The 15982-nt window shown below is 69.6% G+C and carries 14 protein-coding genes; all 14 read right to left on the minus strand.

Annotated elements, in window-relative coordinates:
- The 14 genes from nuoN to DEJ46_RS16510 are packed head-to-tail and all read right to left on the minus strand — an operon-like array spanning position 1 to position 15748.
- Entirely contained in the window at positions 1-1653 is a 1653-nt protein-coding gene (gene nuoN, locus DEJ46_RS16445; RefSeq protein ID WP_150267233.1) for an NADH-quinone oxidoreductase subunit NuoN, read from the minus strand.
- Positions 1650-3230, minus strand: a complete 1581-nt coding sequence (locus tag DEJ46_RS16450) for an NADH-quinone oxidoreductase subunit M (RefSeq protein WP_150267235.1) — start codon at positions 3228-3230, stop codon at positions 1650-1652. The genes nuoN and DEJ46_RS16450 overlap by 4 nt, the downstream gene beginning before the upstream one ends.
- Positions 3231-3235: 5 nt before the next feature.
- Positions 3236-5131, minus strand: a complete 1896-nt coding sequence (nuoL, locus tag DEJ46_RS16455; RefSeq protein ID WP_150267237.1) for an NADH-quinone oxidoreductase subunit L — start codon at positions 5129-5131, stop codon at positions 3236-3238.
- Between the two features lie 11 nt (positions 5132-5142).
- Entirely contained in the window at positions 5143-5442 is a 300-nt protein-coding gene (gene nuoK / locus DEJ46_RS16460; RefSeq protein ID WP_017239464.1) for an NADH-quinone oxidoreductase subunit NuoK, read from the minus strand.
- Complete coding sequence (locus DEJ46_RS16465) at positions 5439-6266, minus strand: NADH-quinone oxidoreductase subunit J (RefSeq protein ID WP_150267239.1); 828 nt, start codon at positions 6264-6266, stop codon at positions 5439-5441. Before DEJ46_RS16465 ends, nuoK begins: the two co-directional genes overlap by 4 nt.
- Positions 6263-6841, minus strand: a complete 579-nt coding sequence (gene nuoI, locus DEJ46_RS16470; protein WP_190622686.1) for an NADH-quinone oxidoreductase subunit NuoI — start codon at positions 6839-6841, stop codon at positions 6263-6265. The genes DEJ46_RS16465 and nuoI overlap by 4 nt, the downstream gene beginning before the upstream one ends.
- Positions 6834-8195, minus strand: a complete 1362-nt coding sequence (gene nuoH, locus DEJ46_RS16475) for an NADH-quinone oxidoreductase subunit NuoH (protein ID WP_150267243.1) — start codon at positions 8193-8195, stop codon at positions 6834-6836. The genes nuoI and nuoH overlap by 8 nt, the downstream gene beginning before the upstream one ends.
- Positions 8192-10675 carry an NADH-quinone oxidoreductase subunit G gene (locus DEJ46_RS16480; protein WP_150267245.1) on the minus strand — a complete coding sequence of 828 codons (2484 nt, stop codon included), beginning with the start codon at positions 10673-10675 and terminating at the stop codon, positions 8192-8194. The genes nuoH and DEJ46_RS16480 overlap by 4 nt, the downstream gene beginning before the upstream one ends.
- On the minus strand, positions 10672-12033 hold the full coding sequence (gene nuoF / locus DEJ46_RS16485) for an NADH-quinone oxidoreductase subunit NuoF (protein ID WP_150267247.1): 1362 nt from the start codon (positions 12031-12033) through the stop codon (positions 10672-10674). Before nuoF ends, DEJ46_RS16480 begins: the two co-directional genes overlap by 4 nt.
- Complete coding sequence (gene nuoE / locus DEJ46_RS16490; protein WP_150267249.1) at positions 12033-12773, minus strand: NADH-quinone oxidoreductase subunit NuoE; 741 nt, start codon at positions 12771-12773, stop codon at positions 12033-12035. Before nuoE ends, nuoF begins: the two co-directional genes overlap by 1 nt.
- Entirely contained in the window at positions 12770-14092 is a 1323-nt protein-coding gene (locus DEJ46_RS16495) for an NADH-quinone oxidoreductase subunit D (protein ID WP_150267251.1), read from the minus strand. Before DEJ46_RS16495 ends, nuoE begins: the two co-directional genes overlap by 4 nt.
- A complete protein-coding gene (locus DEJ46_RS16500; protein ID WP_150267253.1) occupies positions 14089-14820 on the minus strand; it encodes an NADH-quinone oxidoreductase subunit C in 732 nt (243 codons plus the stop codon). The genes DEJ46_RS16495 and DEJ46_RS16500 overlap by 4 nt, the downstream gene beginning before the upstream one ends.
- Positions 14817-15371: a NuoB/complex I 20 kDa subunit family protein gene (locus tag DEJ46_RS16505; RefSeq protein ID WP_024756031.1), complete on the minus strand. Its 555-nt coding sequence runs from the start codon at positions 15369-15371 to the stop codon at positions 14817-14819. Before DEJ46_RS16505 ends, DEJ46_RS16500 begins: the two co-directional genes overlap by 4 nt.
- Before the next feature lie 17 nt (positions 15372-15388).
- Positions 15389-15748: an NADH-quinone oxidoreductase subunit A gene (locus DEJ46_RS16510; protein WP_019888619.1), complete on the minus strand. Its 360-nt coding sequence runs from the start codon at positions 15746-15748 to the stop codon at positions 15389-15391.
- Positions 15749-15982: the final 234 nt, after the last annotated feature.

The following is a 15982-nucleotide window of genomic DNA, read 5'->3' on the forward strand; positions in this document are numbered from 1 at the left end:
CTACCGGACGAACACGCTCGCCTGGTTCGCCAGGTCCAGGAAGTACTGCGGCGCGAGGCCGAGCACCAGCGTGACCACCACGCCCGCGGTGATGGTGAGCGTCGTCAGGGCCGAGGGCACGGCGACCGTGGGGCCGTCCGCCTTCGGCTCGCTGAAGAACATCAGCACGATCACCCGGATGTAGAAGAACGCGGCGATCGCCGAGGAGAGCACACCGACCACGACGAGCGCGCCCGCTCCGCCGTCCGCCGCCGCCTTGAAGACCGCGAACTTGCCGGAGAAGCCGGAGGTCAGCGGGATGCCGGCGAAGGCGAGCAGGAAGACCGCGAAGACCGCCGCGACGAGCGGCGAACGGCGGCCGAGCCCGGCCCACTTGGAGAGGTGGGTGGCCTCGCCGCCCGCGTCCCTGACCAGGGTGACGACGGCGAACGCACCGATCGTCACGAAGGAGTACGCCCCCAGGTAGAAGAGGACGGACGAGATGCCGTCGGGGGTGGCGGCGATGACACCCGCCAGCAGGAACCCGGCGTGCGCGATGGACGAGTAGGCCAGGAGCCGCTTGATGTCGGTCTGGGTGATGGCGACGATCGCACCGCCCAGCATCGTGACGATCGCGACGCCCCACATGACCGGCCGCCAGTCCCAGGTGAGGCCCGGCAGCACCACGTACAGCAGGCGGAGGAGCGCGCCGAACGCGGCGACCTTGGTCGCGGCGGCCATGAAGCCGGTGACCGGGGTCGGGGCGCCCTGGTAGACGTCCGGGGTCCACATGTGGAACGGCACGGCGCCGACCTTGAAGAGGAGCCCCGTGAGGACCATGGCGAAGCCGATGAGCAGCAGGACGTCGTTGCCCATGGTGTCGGCGAGCGCCGGGTCGACGGAGACGACGGCGCCGTCGACGACCCGGGCGATCGTCGCGTACGAGACGGAGCCCGCGTAGCCGTAGAGCAGGGCGATCCCGAAGAGCAGGAACGCCGAGGAGAAGGCGCCGAGCAGGAAGTACTTGACGGCCGCCTCCTGCGACATCAGCCGCTTGCGGCGGGCGACGGCGCAGAGCAGGTACAGCGGGAGGGAGAAGACCTCCAGGGCGACGAAGAGCGTCAGGAGGTCGTTGGCCGCGGGGAAGACCAGCATGCCGGCGATCGCGAAGAGCGCGAGCGGGAAGACCTCGGTGGTGGTGAACCCGGCCTTGACGGCCGCCTTCTCCTGCTCGCTGCCGGGGACGGCTGCGGCCTCGGCGGCGAAGGAGTCGACCTTGTGGCCGTGGTCGGCCGGGTCGAGCCTGCGCTCGGCGAAGGTGAAGATCGCCACGATCGAGGCGAGGAGGATCGTGCCCTGGAGGAACAGGGCGGGTCCGTCGACGGCGATGGCGCCCATGGCCGCGATCTGGGCCTTGGTGGTGCCGTAGCCGCCGGCCGCCAGGGCGACGACCGCGGCGAAGGCCGCGGCGAGGGCGAGGACGGAGAGGAACACCTGGGCCACGTACCGGCCCTTGCGGGGCACGAAGGCCTCGAGGAGGACGCTGACGATCGCGGCGCCGACCACGATGAGTACGGGCGAGAGCTGCGTGTACTCGATGTGGGGGGCCGGGATCTTGTTCAGCGGCTCGACCGCCGCCGTTGTCCACAGGCTGTGGACAGCCGTTGCACTCACTGGGCGGCCTCCACGTTGGGCACGGTGGGCTGGGGGTCCTTCTGCTGGACGTCGGACATGGTGTGCTGCACCGCCGGGTTGACGACGTCCGTCAGCGGCTTCGGGAAGACGCCGAGGAAGATCAGGACGGCGATCAGCGGGACGACCACCGCCAGTTCACGCGCCCGCAGGTCCGGCAGCGAGCGCACCTCCTCCTTCACCGGCCCGGTCATCGTCCGCTGGTACAGGACGAGGACGTAGAGCGCGGCGAGGACGATGCCGGTGGTGGCGATGATCCCGGCCACCGGGTACCGGGCGTAGGTGCCGACCAGGACCAGGAACTCGCTGACGAACGGCGCGAGTCCGGGCAGCGACAGGGTCGCGAGGCCGCCGATCAGGAAGGTGCCGGCGAGCACCGGGGCGACCTTCTGCACACCGCCGTAGTCGGCGATGAGCCGCGAGCCGCGCCGGGAGATCAGGAAGCCGGCGACGAGCATCAGCGCGGCCGTCGAGATGCCGTGGTTGACCATGTAGAGCGTGGCACCGGACTGGCCCTGGGTGGTCATCGCGAAGATGCCCAGGATGATGAAGCCGAAGTGCGAGATCGACGCGTAGGCGACAAGCCGCTTGATGTCCCGCTGACCGACGGCGAGCAGCGCCCCGTACACGATGCTGATGAGCGCGAGGACGATGATCGCCGGAGTGGCCCACTTCGAGGCCTCGGGGAAGAGCCCCAGGCAGAAGCGGAGCATCGCGAAGGTGCCGACCTTGTCGACGACGGCGGTGATGAGGACCGCGACCGGGGCGGTCGCCTCCCCCATCGCGTTCGGCAGCCAGGTGTGCAGCGGCCAGAGCGGCGCCTTCACCGCGAAGGCGAAGAAGAAGCCGAGGAAGAGCAGCCGCTCGGTGTTGGTCGCCATCTCCAACGAGCCGTTCGCCCTCGCCTCGGCGATCTCCGTGAGCGAGAAGTTCCCCGCGACCACGTAGAGCCCGATGACCGCGGCCAGCATGATGAGGCCGCCGACCAGGTTGTAGAGCAGGAACTTGACCGCCGCGTACGAGCGCTGGGCCGCCGCGTTCTCGTCGGAGCCCGAGTGCGCCCGGTCGCCGAAGCCGCCGATGAGGAAGTACATCGGGATGAGCATGGCTTCGAAGAGGACGTAGAAGAGGAAGACGTCGGTGGCTTCGAAGGAGAGGATCACCATCGCCTCGACCATGAGGATCAGGGCGAAGAAGCCCTGGGTCGGGCGCCAGCGCGAGGACTTCGTCTCCAGGGGGTCGGCATCGTGCCAGCCGGCCAGGATGATGAAGGGGATCAGCAGGGCGGTGAGCGCGATGAGCGCCACCCCGATGCCGTCGACCCCGAGCTCGTACCGGACGCCGAAGTCCTTGATCCAGGCGTGCGATTCGGTCAGCTGGTACCGCTCGCCGCCGGGCTCGAACCGTACGAAGACGACGGCGGCGAGCACCAGCGTGGCGAGCGAGACGAGCAGCGCCAGCCATTTGGCGGCGGTGCGACGGGCGGCGGGGACGGCGGCGGTGAGAATCGCGCCGGCCGCCGGCACCGCTGCCGTCAGCGTAAGGAGCGGGAAGGACATAGGAGTTACACCGCCCTCATCAGCAGGGTCGCGGCGATCAGCACCGCAGTACCTCCGAACATGGAGACCGCGTACGTACGGGCGTAGCCGTTCTGGAGCTTGCGCAGCCGGCCGGAGAGTCCCCCGACGGAGGCCGCGGTGCCGTTGACGACGCCGTCGACCAGGCTGTGGTCGACGTAGACGAGCGAGCGGGTGAGGTGCGTGCCGCCCGTGACGAAGACGGCGTGGTTGAAGTCGTCCTGGAGGAGGTCGCGGCGGGCCGCCCGGGTGAGGAGCGAGCCGCGCGGGGCGACCACGGGGACGGGCCTGCGCCCGTACTGGAGGTAGGCGAGCCCGACGCCGATCACCATGACGGCGACCGTGGCGGTGGTGACGGCCGCGGCGCTGATCGGCGGGTGGCCGTGCTCGAAGTTGGTGACGGGCTCCAGCCAGCTCACGAACCGGTCGCCGATGCTGAAGAACCCGCCCGCGAAGACCGACCCGAAGGCCAGCAGGATCATCGGGATCGTCATGGACCTGGGCGACTCGTGCGGGTGGGGCGGCTCGCCGTTCTCGTCGTTCTGCCAGCGCTTCTCGCCGAAGAAGGTCATCAGCATCACGCGGGTCATGTAGTACGCGGTGATGGCCGCGCCCAGCAGGGTGACCGCGCCGAGGATCCAGCCCTCGGTGCCGCCCTTCGCGAAGGCCGCCTCGATGATCTTGTCCTTGGAGAAGAAGCCGGACAGACCGGGGAAGCCGATGATCGCGAGGTAGCCGAGACCGAAGGTGACGAAGGTGACCGGCATATACGTCCGCAGGCCGCCGTACTTCCGCATGTCGACCTCGTCGTTCATGCCGTGCATGACCGAACCGGCGCCGAGGAAGAGCCCGGCCTTGAAGAAGCCGTGCGTCACCAGGTGCATGATCGCGAAGACGTAGCCGATGGGGCCGAGGCCGGCTGCCAGGATCATGTAGCCGATCTGGGACATCGTCGAGCCGGCGAGCGCCTTCTTGATGTCGTCCTTCGCGCAACCGACGATCGCACCGAAGAGGAGCGTGACGGCGCCGACCACGACGACCACGAGCTGTGCGTCCGGCGCCGCGTTGAAGATGTCGGCGGAGCGGACGATCAGATAGACGCCGGCGGTCACCATCGTGGCCGCGTGGATGAGGGCCGAGACCGGGGTCGGGCCCTCCATCGCGTCCCCGAGCCAGGACTGCAGCGGCACCTGGGCCGACTTGCCGCAGGCCGCGAGGAGCAGCATCAGGCCGATCGCGGTCAGCGTGCCCTCGGACGCCTGCCCGGTGGCCTCCAGGACCGGCCCGAAGGTGAAGGTCCCGAAGGTGGTGAACATGATCATGATGGCGATCGAGAGGCCCATGTCGCCGACCCGGTTGACCAGGAAGGCCTTCTTCGCGGCGGTCGCCGCGCTGGGCTTGTGCTGCCAGAACCCGATCAGGAGGTACGAGGCGAGGCCGACGCCCTCCCAGCCGAAGTACAGGAGCAGGTAGTTGTCGGCGAGGACGAGCAGGAGCATCGCCGCGACGAACAGGTTGAGGTAGCCGAAGAAGCGGCGGCGGCGCTCGTCGTGCTCCATGTAGCCGATGGAGTAGACGTGGATGAGCGTGCCGACCCCGCTGATCAGCAGGACGAAGGTCATCGACAGCTGGTCGAGCTGGAAGGCGACGTCCGCCTGGAAGCCCTCGACGGGGATCCAGGTGTAGAGCCGCTGGTACATGGCCCGGTCGTCGGCGCTCCTGCCGAGCATGTCGGCGAAGAGCGCCAGGCCGATGACGAAGGAGACGGCCGCGAGCAGCGTGCCGATCCAATGGCCGGTCCTGTCGAGCCGCCGTCCGCCGCAGAGCAGGACGGCCGCGCCGAGCAGAGGTGCCCCGACGAGCAGCGCAATGAGATTTTCCACGGGTCAGCCCCTCACAGCTTCATCAGGCTGGCGTCGTCGACCGAGGCCGAGTGGCGGGCACGGAAGACGGACACGATGATCGCGAGCCCGACGACGACCTCCGCGGCGGCGACGACCATCGTGAAGAACGCGATGATCTGGCCGTCGAGGTTGCCGTGCATGCGGGAGAAGGTGACGAACGCGAGGTTGCAGGCGTTGAGCATCAGCTCGACGCACATGAAGACCACGATCGCGTTGCGCCGGATCAGCACCCCCGCCGCACCGATGGTGAACAGCAGGGCCGCGAGATACAGGTAGTTGACGGGGTTCACCGGGTGGCCTCCTCTTCGTCCCGGTCCCGGCCGAGCCGCTCCTCGGAGCGCTGCTCCAGCGCCTTGAGGTCAGCGAGCGCCTCGCTGGACACGTCCCGGACCTGACCCCGCTTGCGCAGGGTCTGCATGACGGTGAGCTCCGACGGGGAGCCGTCGGGCAGCAGACCGGCGACGTCCACGGCGTTGTGCCGGGCGTAGACACCGGGCGCGGGCAGCGGCGGCACGTGCGTGCCCTGCCGGACGCGCTGCTCGGAGAGCTCGCGCTGGGTGCGGGCCCGCTCGGTGCGCTCGCGATGCGTGAGCACCATCGCGCCGACGGCCGCGGTGATGAGGAGCGCGCCGGTGATCTCGAAGGCGAAGACGTACTTGGTGAAGATGAGGGCGGCGAGGCCCTCCACGTTTCCGCCGTGCGCCGTGTTGGCCGCGCCGAGGCCGTTGAACTCGGTGAGCGAGGCCTGGCCGATGCCGGCGACCAGCAGGATGCCGAAGCCGAGACCGCAGGCCGCGGCCCACCAGCGCTGGCCCTTGATGGTCTCCTTCAGGGAGTCCGCGGCCGTGACGCCGACCAGCATGACGATGAAGAGGAAGAGCATCATGATCGCGCCGGTGTAGACGACGATCTGGACGACGCCGAGGAAATACGCGCCGTTGGCGAGGTAGAAGACCGCGAGGACGATCATCGTGCCGGCCAGCGACAGCGCGCTGTGCATGGCCTTCTTCATCAGGATCGTGGCGAGGGCGCCGACGACGGCGACGGTGCCGAGGACCCAGAACTGGAAGGCCTCGCCCGAAGACGTGGTGTAGGCAGCGAGGTCGGCGCTCATGCGTCCGCCCCCTCAGACTCGCCCTTCTCACCCTTGGAGACGGCGACCTGCTGGACGGTCCCGGGCGCGGCCTCGGTGACGAGGCCGCGGTAGTAGTCCTGCTCGGTCATGCCGGGGAAGATCGCGTGCGGGGAGTCGACCATGGTCTCCTCCAGGCCCGCGAGCAGCTGCTCCTTGGTGTAGATCAGGTTCTCGCGGGAGGAGTCGGCCAGCTCGAACTCGTTGGTCATCGTCAGCGCGCGCGTGGGGCAGGCCTCGATGCACAGCCCGCACAGGATGCAGCGGGCGTAGTTGATCTGGTAGACGCGGCCGTACCGCTCGCCGGGCGAGTAGCGCTCCTCGTCGGTGTTGTCCGCGCCCTCGACGTAGATCGCGTCGGCGGGACAGGCCCAGGCGCAGAGCTCGCAGCCGACGCACTTCTCCAGGCCGTCGGGGTGACGGTTGAGCTGGTGCCGGCCGTGGAAGCGGGGCGCCGTCGTCTTCTGCTGCTCCGGGTACTGCTCGGTCAGCCGCTTCTTGAACATGGCCTTGAAGGTCACGCCGAAGCCGGCCACCGGATTCTGGAAGTCAGACACCGTCCGTCTCCTTTCCCTCACTCGCAGTAGCAGTATCGGAGGCGCCACTGACAACGAGGTCCCCCTCGCGCCGCGGCCTGCGCCGGGGCACGGGCGGCAGGGACTGTCCGGGCTTGGGCGGTACGGGGAAACCTCCGGCCATCGGGTCGAAGGCGCGCTCCTTCTCCGGCGCCGCCGCCTCCGCCTTCGCCTTCCTGTCGCGGAAGGTGTCGAAGAGGAACGAGAGCAGCAGCAGTCCGAGGACGGCGCCGGCCACGTACAGGACGATGTTGCTGAACGCGATGTTCTCGTTCCGCAGGGCCCGGACGGTGGCGACGAGCATGAGCCAGACCACGGAGACCGGGATGAGGACCTTCCACCCGAGCTTCATCAGCTGGTCGTAGCGGACGCGGGGCAGGGTGCCGCGCAGCCAGATGAAGAAGAAGAGCAGCAGCTGCACCTTGAGGACGAACCAGAGCATCGGCCACCAGCCGTGGTTCGCGCCCTCCCAGAAGGTGGAGACCGGGTACGGGGCCCGCCAGCCGCCCAGGAAGAGCGTCACCGACACGGCCGAGACCGTCACCATGTTCACGTACTCGGCGAGCATGAACATCGCGAACTTGATGGACGAGTACTCGGTGTTGAAGCCGCCGACGAGGTCGCCCTCGGACTCCGGCATGTCGAAGGGGGCGCGGTTCGTCTCGCCGACCATCGTGACGATGTAGATGATGAACGAGACCGGCAGCAGGATGACGAACCAGCGGTCCGCCTGCGCCTCGACGATCGCCGAGGTCGACATCGACCCGGAGTAGAGGAAGACGGAGGCGAAGGCCGCGCCCATGGCGATCTCGTACGAGATCATCTGCGCGCAGGAGCGCAGGCCGCCGAGGAGCGGGTAGGTGGAGCCGGAGGACCAGCCCGCGAGGACGATGCCGTAGATGCCGACGGAGGCGACCGCGAGGACGTACAGCATCGCGATCGGCAGGTCGGTGAGCTGCATCGCCGTGCGGTGACCGAAGATCGACACCTCGTTGCCCGCGGGCCCGAAGGGGATCACGGCGATCGCCATGAAGGCCGGGATCGCGGCGATGATCGGGGCGAGGACGTAGACGACCTTGTCGGCCTTCCGGACGATCACGTCCTCCTTGAGCATCAGCTTGATGCCGTCCGCGAGGGACTGGAGGAGGCCCCAGGGGCCGTGCCGGTTGGGCCCGATGCGCAGCTGCATCCAGGCGACGACCTTGCGCTCCCACACGATGGAGAACAGCACGGTGACCATCAGGAAGGCGAAGCAGAAGACGGCCTTGATCGCGACGAGCCACCAGGGGTCCGTGCCGAACATGGACAGGTCTTCGGCGGCGAGGAGGGTGCTCATGCCTGGACCTCCTTCGGGGTGGCCGGGCCGATGCGGACCAGGTCGCCGGGGTGGGCGCCGGTGTCGGAGTGGACGCCGGTGCCGGCCGAGTTCATCGGGAGCCAGACCACGCGGTCGGGCATCTCGGTGACCTGGAGCGGGAAGGCGACCGAGCCGGCCGGGCCGGTGACCTCGAGCGTGTCGCCGTCCTTGACGCCGGTGTCGGCGGCGGTGGCGGCGGAGAGCCGGGCGACCGCCGCGTGGCGGGTGCCGGCCAGGGCGGTGTCGCCTTCCTGGAGACGGCCGAGGTCGAGGAGCAGCCGGTGTCCGGCGAGGACGGCCTCGCCGTCGCCGGGCCGGGGCGCGGCCTGGCCGGGCTCGGCGGGCTCGGAGGCCCGCTCCTCGGTCCAGCGGCCGAGCCGGTCGATCTCCCGCCGCGCGGACCGCAGGTCGGGCAGGGCCAGGTGGGCGTCCATGGCGTCGGCGAGCATGTGGAGCACGCGCGCGTCCGTCGGCGACAGGGCCCTGGTCATGTGCTCGGGCTTGAGCGCGGCCTCGAAGAGGCGTGCCCTGCCCTCCCAGTTGAGGAAGGTGCCGGACTTCTCGGCGACGGCGGCGACCGGGAGGACGACGTCGGCGCGGTCGGTGACCTCGCCGGGCCTCAGCTCCAGGGAGACCACGAAGGCCGAGTCGAGGGCCTCACGCGCGCGTGCCGGGTCGGGCAGGTCGACGACGTCGACGCCGGCGACGAGCAGGGCGCCGAGCTCTCCGGTGGCCGCGGCCTCCAGGATCTGACCGGTGTCACGGCCGTAGCGGTGCGGGAGTTCGCGGACGCCCCAGGCGGCGGCGACCTCCTCCCGCGCGCGCGGGTCGGTCGCGGGCCGGCCGCCGGGCAGCAGCGTCGGGATCGCGCCCGCCTCCACCGCCCCGCGCTCGCCGGAACGGCGCGGGATCCAGACGAGCCGGGCGCCGGTGGCGGCCGAGGCCCGCAGGGCGGCGGTGAGCGCGCCCGGCACGCCCGCGAGGCGCTCGCCGACGGCGATGACGGCGCCTTCCTCGCGAAGGGCCTCGGCGGCGGCGAGTCCCGGACCTTCGAGGCCGACCCGGGAGGTGAGGGCGTCGAGCCACTCGGTCTCGGTGCCGGGCGCGGCCGCCAGCAGAGTGCCGCCCGCCTTCTCCAGGCCGCGGGTCGCGAAGGCGGCGACCGCGTAGGTCTTCTGACCGTGCTTGCGCCAGGCCTTGCGGAGCCGCAGGAAGACGCCCGGGGCCTCCTCCTCGGCCTCCAGGCCGACGAGGAGCACGGCCGGCGCCGCTTCCAGCGAGGTGTACGTGAGGCCGCTGCCGTCCAGGTCCCTCCCGCGTCCGGCGACGGCGGAGGCCAGGAAGTCGGCCTCCTCGCCGGAGTGGACCCGGGCCCGGAAGTCGATGTCGTTGGTGTCGAGGGCGACCCGGGCGAACTTGGCGTACGCGTAGGAGTCCTCGACGGTCAGCCGGCCGCCGGCGAGGACGCCGGTGCGGCCGCGGACGAGTCCGCGGGCGGCGGCCTCCAGGGCCTCCGGCCAGGACGCGGCCTCCAGCTCACCCGTCTCGGTGTTCCGGACGAGCGGGGTGGTGAGCCGGTCGCGCTGCTGCGCGTACCGGAAGCCGAAGCGGCCCTTGTCGCAGATCCACTCCTCGTTGACCTCGGGGTCCTCGGCGGCGAGCCGCCGCATGACCTTGCCCCGCCGGTGGTCGGTGCGGGTGGCACAGCCGCCCGCGCACTGCTCGCAGACCGACGGCGAGGAGACCAGGTCGAAGGGGCGGGCGCGGAAGCGGTAGGCGGCCGAGGTGAGGGCGCCGACCGGGCAGATCTGGATGGTGTTGCCGGAGAAGTACGACTCGAAGGGGTCGCCCTCGCCGGTGCCGACCTGCTGGAGCGCGCCGCGCTCGATCAGCTCGATCATCGGGTCGCCCGCGACCTGGTTGGAGAAGCGGGTGCAGCGGGCGCACAGGACGCAGCGCTCGCGGTCGAGCAGCACCTGCGTGGAGAGCGGGATCGGCTTCTCGTACGTCCGCTTGACGCCGTCGAAGCGGGACTCCGACTGTCCGTGGGACATGGCCTGGTTCTGCAGGGGGCACTCGCCGCCCTTGTCGCAGACCGGGCAGTCCAGCGGGTGGTTGACGAGCAGCAGCTCCATCACGCCGTGCTGCGCCTTCTCGGCGACGGGCGAGGTGAGCTGCGACTTGACCACCATGCCGTCGGTGCAGGTGATGGTGCAGGAGGCCATGGGCTTGCGCTGGCCCTCGACCTCGACGATGCACTGGCGGCAGGCGCCGGCGGGGTCGAGGAGCGGGTGGTCGCAGAAGCGCGGGATCTCGATGCCGAGCTGTTCGGCGGCGCGGATGACCAGCGTCCCCTTGGGGACGGAGATCTCGATGCCGTCGATGGTCAGCGTGACGAGGTCCTGGGGCGGGAGCGCCGCCTCGCCGCCCCCGGAGGGGGCAGACGTGGTGACTGTCATGCGTTCACCTCCGTGTTGTCTGCGCGCCGGTCGGCCCAGACGGTCGACCTGGCGGGGTCGAAGGGGCAGCCCTTGCCCGTGATGTGCTGCTCGTACTCGTCGCGGAAGTACTTGAGCGAGGAGAAGATCGGTGAGGCGGCGCCGTCGCCGAGGGCGCAGAACGACTTGCCGTTGATGTTGTCGGCGATGTCGTTCAGCTTGTCGAGGTCGGACATCTGGCCCTTGCCGGCCTCGATGTCGCGGAGCAACTGGACGAGCCAGTACGTGCCTTCGCGGCAGGGGGTGCACTTGCCGCAGGACTCGTGGGCGTAGAACTCGGTCCAGCGGGTGACGGCCCGGACGACGCAGGTCGTCTCGTCGAAGCACTGGAGGGCCTTGGTGCCGAGCATGGATCCGGCGGCGCCGACGCCCTCGTAGTCGAGGGGCACGTCGAGGTGCTCCTCGGTGAACATGGGGGTGGAGGAGCCGCCGGGGGTCCAGAACTTGAGCCGGTGGCCCGGCCGCATGCCGCCGCTCATGTCGAGGAGCTGGCGCAGGGTGATGCCGAGGGGGGCCTCGTACTGGCCGGGTGTGGCGACGTGCCCGCTGAGCGAGTAGAGCGTGAAGCCCGGGGACTTCTCGCTGCCCATCGAGGTGAACCACTCCTTGCCGCGGTTGAGGATTGCGGGAACGGAGGCGATGGACTCGACGTTGTTCACGACAGTGGGGCAGGCGTACAGGCCGGCGACCGCGGGGAAGGGGGGACGCAGCCGGGGCTGGCCGCGGCGCCCTTCGAGCGAGTCGAGCAGGGCGGTCTCCTCGCCGCAGATGTACGCGCCGGCGCCGGCGTGGACGGTGAGTTCGAGGTTCAGACCGCTGCCCAGGATGTTCCGGCCGAGGTAGCCGGCCGCGTAGGCCTCGCGGACCGCCTCGTGGAGGCGGCGCAGGACGGGGACGACCTCGCCGCGCAGATAGATGAAGGCGTGCTCGGAGCGGATCGCGTAGCAGGCGATGATCATTCCCTCGATGAGGGAGTGCGGGTTGGCGAAGAGGAGGGGGATGTCCTTGCAGGTGCCGGGCTCGGACTCGTCGGCGTTGACGACGAGGTAGTGCGGCTTGCCGTCGCCCTGCGGGATGAACTGCCACTTCATGCCGGTGGGGAAGCCTGCGCCGCCGCGGCCGCGGAGGCCGGATTCCTTGACGTACGCGATGAGGTCGTCGGGGCTCATCGCGAGGGCCCGCTTGAGGCCCTGGTATCCCTCGTGCCGCTCGTAGGTCTCCAGGGTCCAGGAGTTGGGCTGGTCCCAGAAGGCGGAGAGGACGGGGGCGAGAAGCTTCTCGGGGCTGTTGTTGTTGTCGATCTCGGCCGCCAAGGTCATCACTCCCCCTCCTGACGGGTTGCCTCACCGCGCGGGTGGACGATTCGGTGGTGGGGCGCCTCGCCCTTGGCCAGTCGCAGTCCGACGAGGGAGGCGGGGCCCGCTCCGCCGGTGGCCTCGACGGCGCCGGGGCGCTCGTCGGGGAAGCCGGCGAGGATGCGGGCGGTCTCCTTGAAGGTGCAGAGGGGGGCGCCGCGGGTGGGTTCGACGGTCCGTCCGGCCCGCAGGTCGTCCACCATCCTCTTGGCGGACTCCGGGGTCTGGTTGTCGAAGAACTCCCAGTTGACCATCACGACCGGTGCGAAGTCGCAGGCCGCGTTGCACTCGATGTGCTCGAGGGTGATCTTGCCGTCGTCGGTCGTCTCGTTGTTGCCGACGGCGAGGTGCTGCTTGAGCTCCTCGAAGATGGCGTCGCCACCCATGACGGCGCAGAGCGTGTTCGTACAGACGCCGACCTGGTAGTCGCCGGAGGGCTTGCGCCGGTACATCGAGTAGAAGGTGGCGACGGCGGTGACCTCGGCGGTCGTCAGGCCGAGGAGGTCGGCGCAGAACTGCATGCCGGTACGGGTCACATGGCCCTCCTCCGACTGCACGAGGTGCAGCATCGGCAGGAGCGCGGAGCGGGAGTCCGGGTAGCGGGCGATGATCTCCCGCGCGTCCTGCTCCAGACGCGCGTGGACCTCGGCCGGGTACGCGGGGGCGGGGAGCTGGGGCATCCCCAGGCTGACGTTCTCCGTCATCGGTCGACGCCTCCCATCACGGGGTCGATGGAGGCGACGGCGACGATGACGTCGGCGACCTGGCCGCCCTCGCACATCGCGGCCATGGCCTGGAGGTTGGTGAAGGACGGGTCGCGGAAGTGGACCCGGAAGGGGCGGGTGCCGCCGTCGGAGACGACGTGGACGCCGAGCTCGCCCTTGGGGGACTCGACGGCCGCGTAGGCCTGCCCGGCGGGGACCCGGAAGCCCTCGGTGACCAGCTTGAAGTGGTGGATCAGGGCCTCCATGGAGGTGCCCATGATCTTCTTGATGTGGTCGAGGGAGTTGCCGAGGCCGTCGGGTCCGAGCGCGAGCTGCGCGGGCCAGGCGATCTTCTTGTCGCCGACCATGACCGGGCCCGGCGCGAGGCGGTCGAGGCACTGCTCGACGATCCGCAGCGACTGCCGCATCTCCTCCAGGCGGACGAGGAAGCGTCCGTAGGAGTCGCAGGTGTCGGCGGTCGGGACGTCGAACTCGTAGTCCTCGTAGCCGCAGTACGGGTCGGTCTTGCGCAGGTCGTGCGGGAGGCCCGCGGAGCGCAGGATCGGTCCGGTGGCACCGAGGGCCATGCAGCCGGTGAGGTCGAGGTAGCCGACGTCCTGCATGCGGGCCTTGAAGATGGGGTTGCCGGTGGCGAGCTTGTCGTACTCCGGCAGGTTCTTCTTCATGGTCTTCACGAACTCGCGGACGGCGTCGACGGCGCCGGGCGGCAGGTCCTGGGCGAGGCCGCCGGGGCGGATGAACGCGTGGTTCATGCGCAGGCCGGTGATCAGCTCGTACAGGTCCAGGATCATCTCGCGGTCCCGGAAGCCGTAGATCATGATCGTGGTGGCGCCGAGCTCCATGCCGCCGGTGGCGATGCACACCAGGTGCGAGGAGAGCCGGTTGAGCTCCATGAGCAGGACGCGGATGACGCTGGCGCGGTCCGGGATCTGCTCGGTGATGCCGAGGAGCTTCTCCACGCCGAGGCAGTACGCCGTCTCGTTGTAGAACGAGGTGAGGTAGTCCATGCGCGTGACGAAGGTGGTGCCCTGCGTCCAGGTCCGGTACTCGAGGTTCTTCTCGATGCCGGTGTGGAGGTAGCCGATGCCGCAGCGGGCCTCGGTGACGGTCTCGCCGTCGATCTCCAGGATGAGCCGGAGCACGCCGTGGGTGGACGGGTGCTGCGGGCCCATGTTGACGATGATGCGCTCGTCGTCGGCCTTGGCGGCGGACTGGACGACCTCTTCCCAGTCGCCGCCGGTCACCGTGTAGACGGCGCCTTCTGTCGTCTCCCGGGGGGAGGCGGACGGGGTGTTCACGAGTACGACCTCCGCTGGTCCGGAGCCGGGATCTGGGCGCCCTTGTACTCGACGGCGATGCCGCCGAGGGGGTAGTCCTTGCGCTGCGGGTGGCCCTGCCAGTCGTCCGGCATCATGATCCGGGTGAGGGCGGGGTGGCCGTCGAAGACGATGCCGAAGAAGTCGTACGTCTCGCGCTCGTGCCAGTCGTTCGTCGGATAGACGGCGACGAGGGAAGGGATGCGCGGGTCGGCGTCGGGCGCCGAGACCTCCAGGCGGATCAGCCTGCCGTGGGTGAGCGAGCGCAGGTGGTAGACGGCGTGCAGCTCGCGGCCCTTGTCCCCGGGGTAGTGGACGCCGGAGACGCCGGTGCAGAGCTCGAAGCGGAGCGCCGGGTCGTCGCGGAGGGTGCGGGCGACGCGGACGAGGTGCTCGCGCTCGATGTGGAAGGTGAGCTCGTCGCGGTCGACGACCGTCTTCCCGATGGCGTTGGCGGGGAGCAGTCCCTGCTCCTCCAGTGCGCCTTCGAGTTCGTCGGCGACCTCGTCGAACCAGCCGCCGTACGGGCGGGTGGCCGGGCCGGGGAGGCGGATCGAGCGGACGAGGCCGCTGTAGCCGGACGTGTCGCCGCCGTTGTTGGCACCGAACATGCCACGCTGGAGGCGAACCTCCTCGCCGTGTTCCCCGCGCTGCCCCGGCAGGTTCTGCGCGCTGAGGTCCTTCTCGGGATTGGGTGTCTCGTCGCTCACCGGAGCAGACCCTTCAACTCAATGGTCGGCAGCGCCTTCAACGCCGCTTCCTCCGCCTCCCGGGCCGCCTCCTCGGCGTTCACGCCGAGCTTGGAGGTCTGGATCTTCTGGTGGAGCTTGAGGATCGCGTCGAGGAGCATCTCCGGCCGCGGCGGACAGCCGGGCAGGTAGATGTCGACGGGCACGATGTGGTCGACGCCCTGCACGATCGCGTAGTTGTTGAACATGCCGCCCGAGGAGGCGCAGACGCCCATCGAGATGACCCACTTGGGGTTGGGCATCTGGTCGTAGACCTGCCGCAGGACCGGCGCCATCTTCTGGCTGACGCGGCCGGCGACGATCATGAGGTCGGCCTGGCGCGGTGAGCCGCGGAAGACCTCCATGCCGAAGCGGGCCAGGTCGTACCGGCCGGCGCCGGTGGTCATCATCTCGATGGCGCAGCAGGCGAGGCCGAAGGTCGCGGGGAACACGGACGCCTTGCGCACCCAGCCCGCGGCCTGTTCGACCGTCGTCAGCAGAAAGCCGCTCGGGAGTTTCTCTTCGAGTCCCATTGGTGCCCCTCAGCCCTTCAGTCCCATTCCAGGCCGCCGCGACGCCACACGTACGCGTAGGCGACGAAGACGGTGAGCACGAAGAGCAGCATCTCCACGAGCCCGAAAAGCCCCAGGGCGTCGAAGGTGACCGCCCAGGGGTAGAGGAAGACGATCTCGATGTCGAAGACGATGAAGAGCATCGCCGTCAGGTAGTACTTGATCGGGAAGCGGCCGCCTCCGGCGGGAGTGGGTGTCGGCTCGATGCCGCACTCGTACGCCTCAAGCTTTGCCCTGTTGTACCGCTTTGGCCCGATAAGCGTGGCCATGACCACGGAGAAGATCGCAAACCCCGCACCCAGGGCACCGAGCACGAGGACGGGCGCGTACGCATTCACGCTCCTCGCTCCTTCCAGTCGTCCTTGACCGTTGGATCGCACGACCGGACCGTGAAAGATCGCCCCCATGTGAGGCAGTTCACAAGCCCGGCTGCCCCGCATCTTATGCCCGCCCCTCTGTGATCTGCGACACGGGGTGCAGCAAGGAGTTTGTGATCTCCACCACCTGACGAAGGATCATGAAGCCGGATGAGGGGTGATCTTGTTGCGCGAAGCGCCCAGGTGATCACCAGA

Source organism: Streptomyces venezuelae (assembly GCF_008642375.1).
Taxonomy (GTDB): domain Bacteria; phylum Actinomycetota; class Actinomycetes; order Streptomycetales; family Streptomycetaceae; genus Streptomyces; species Streptomyces venezuelae_G.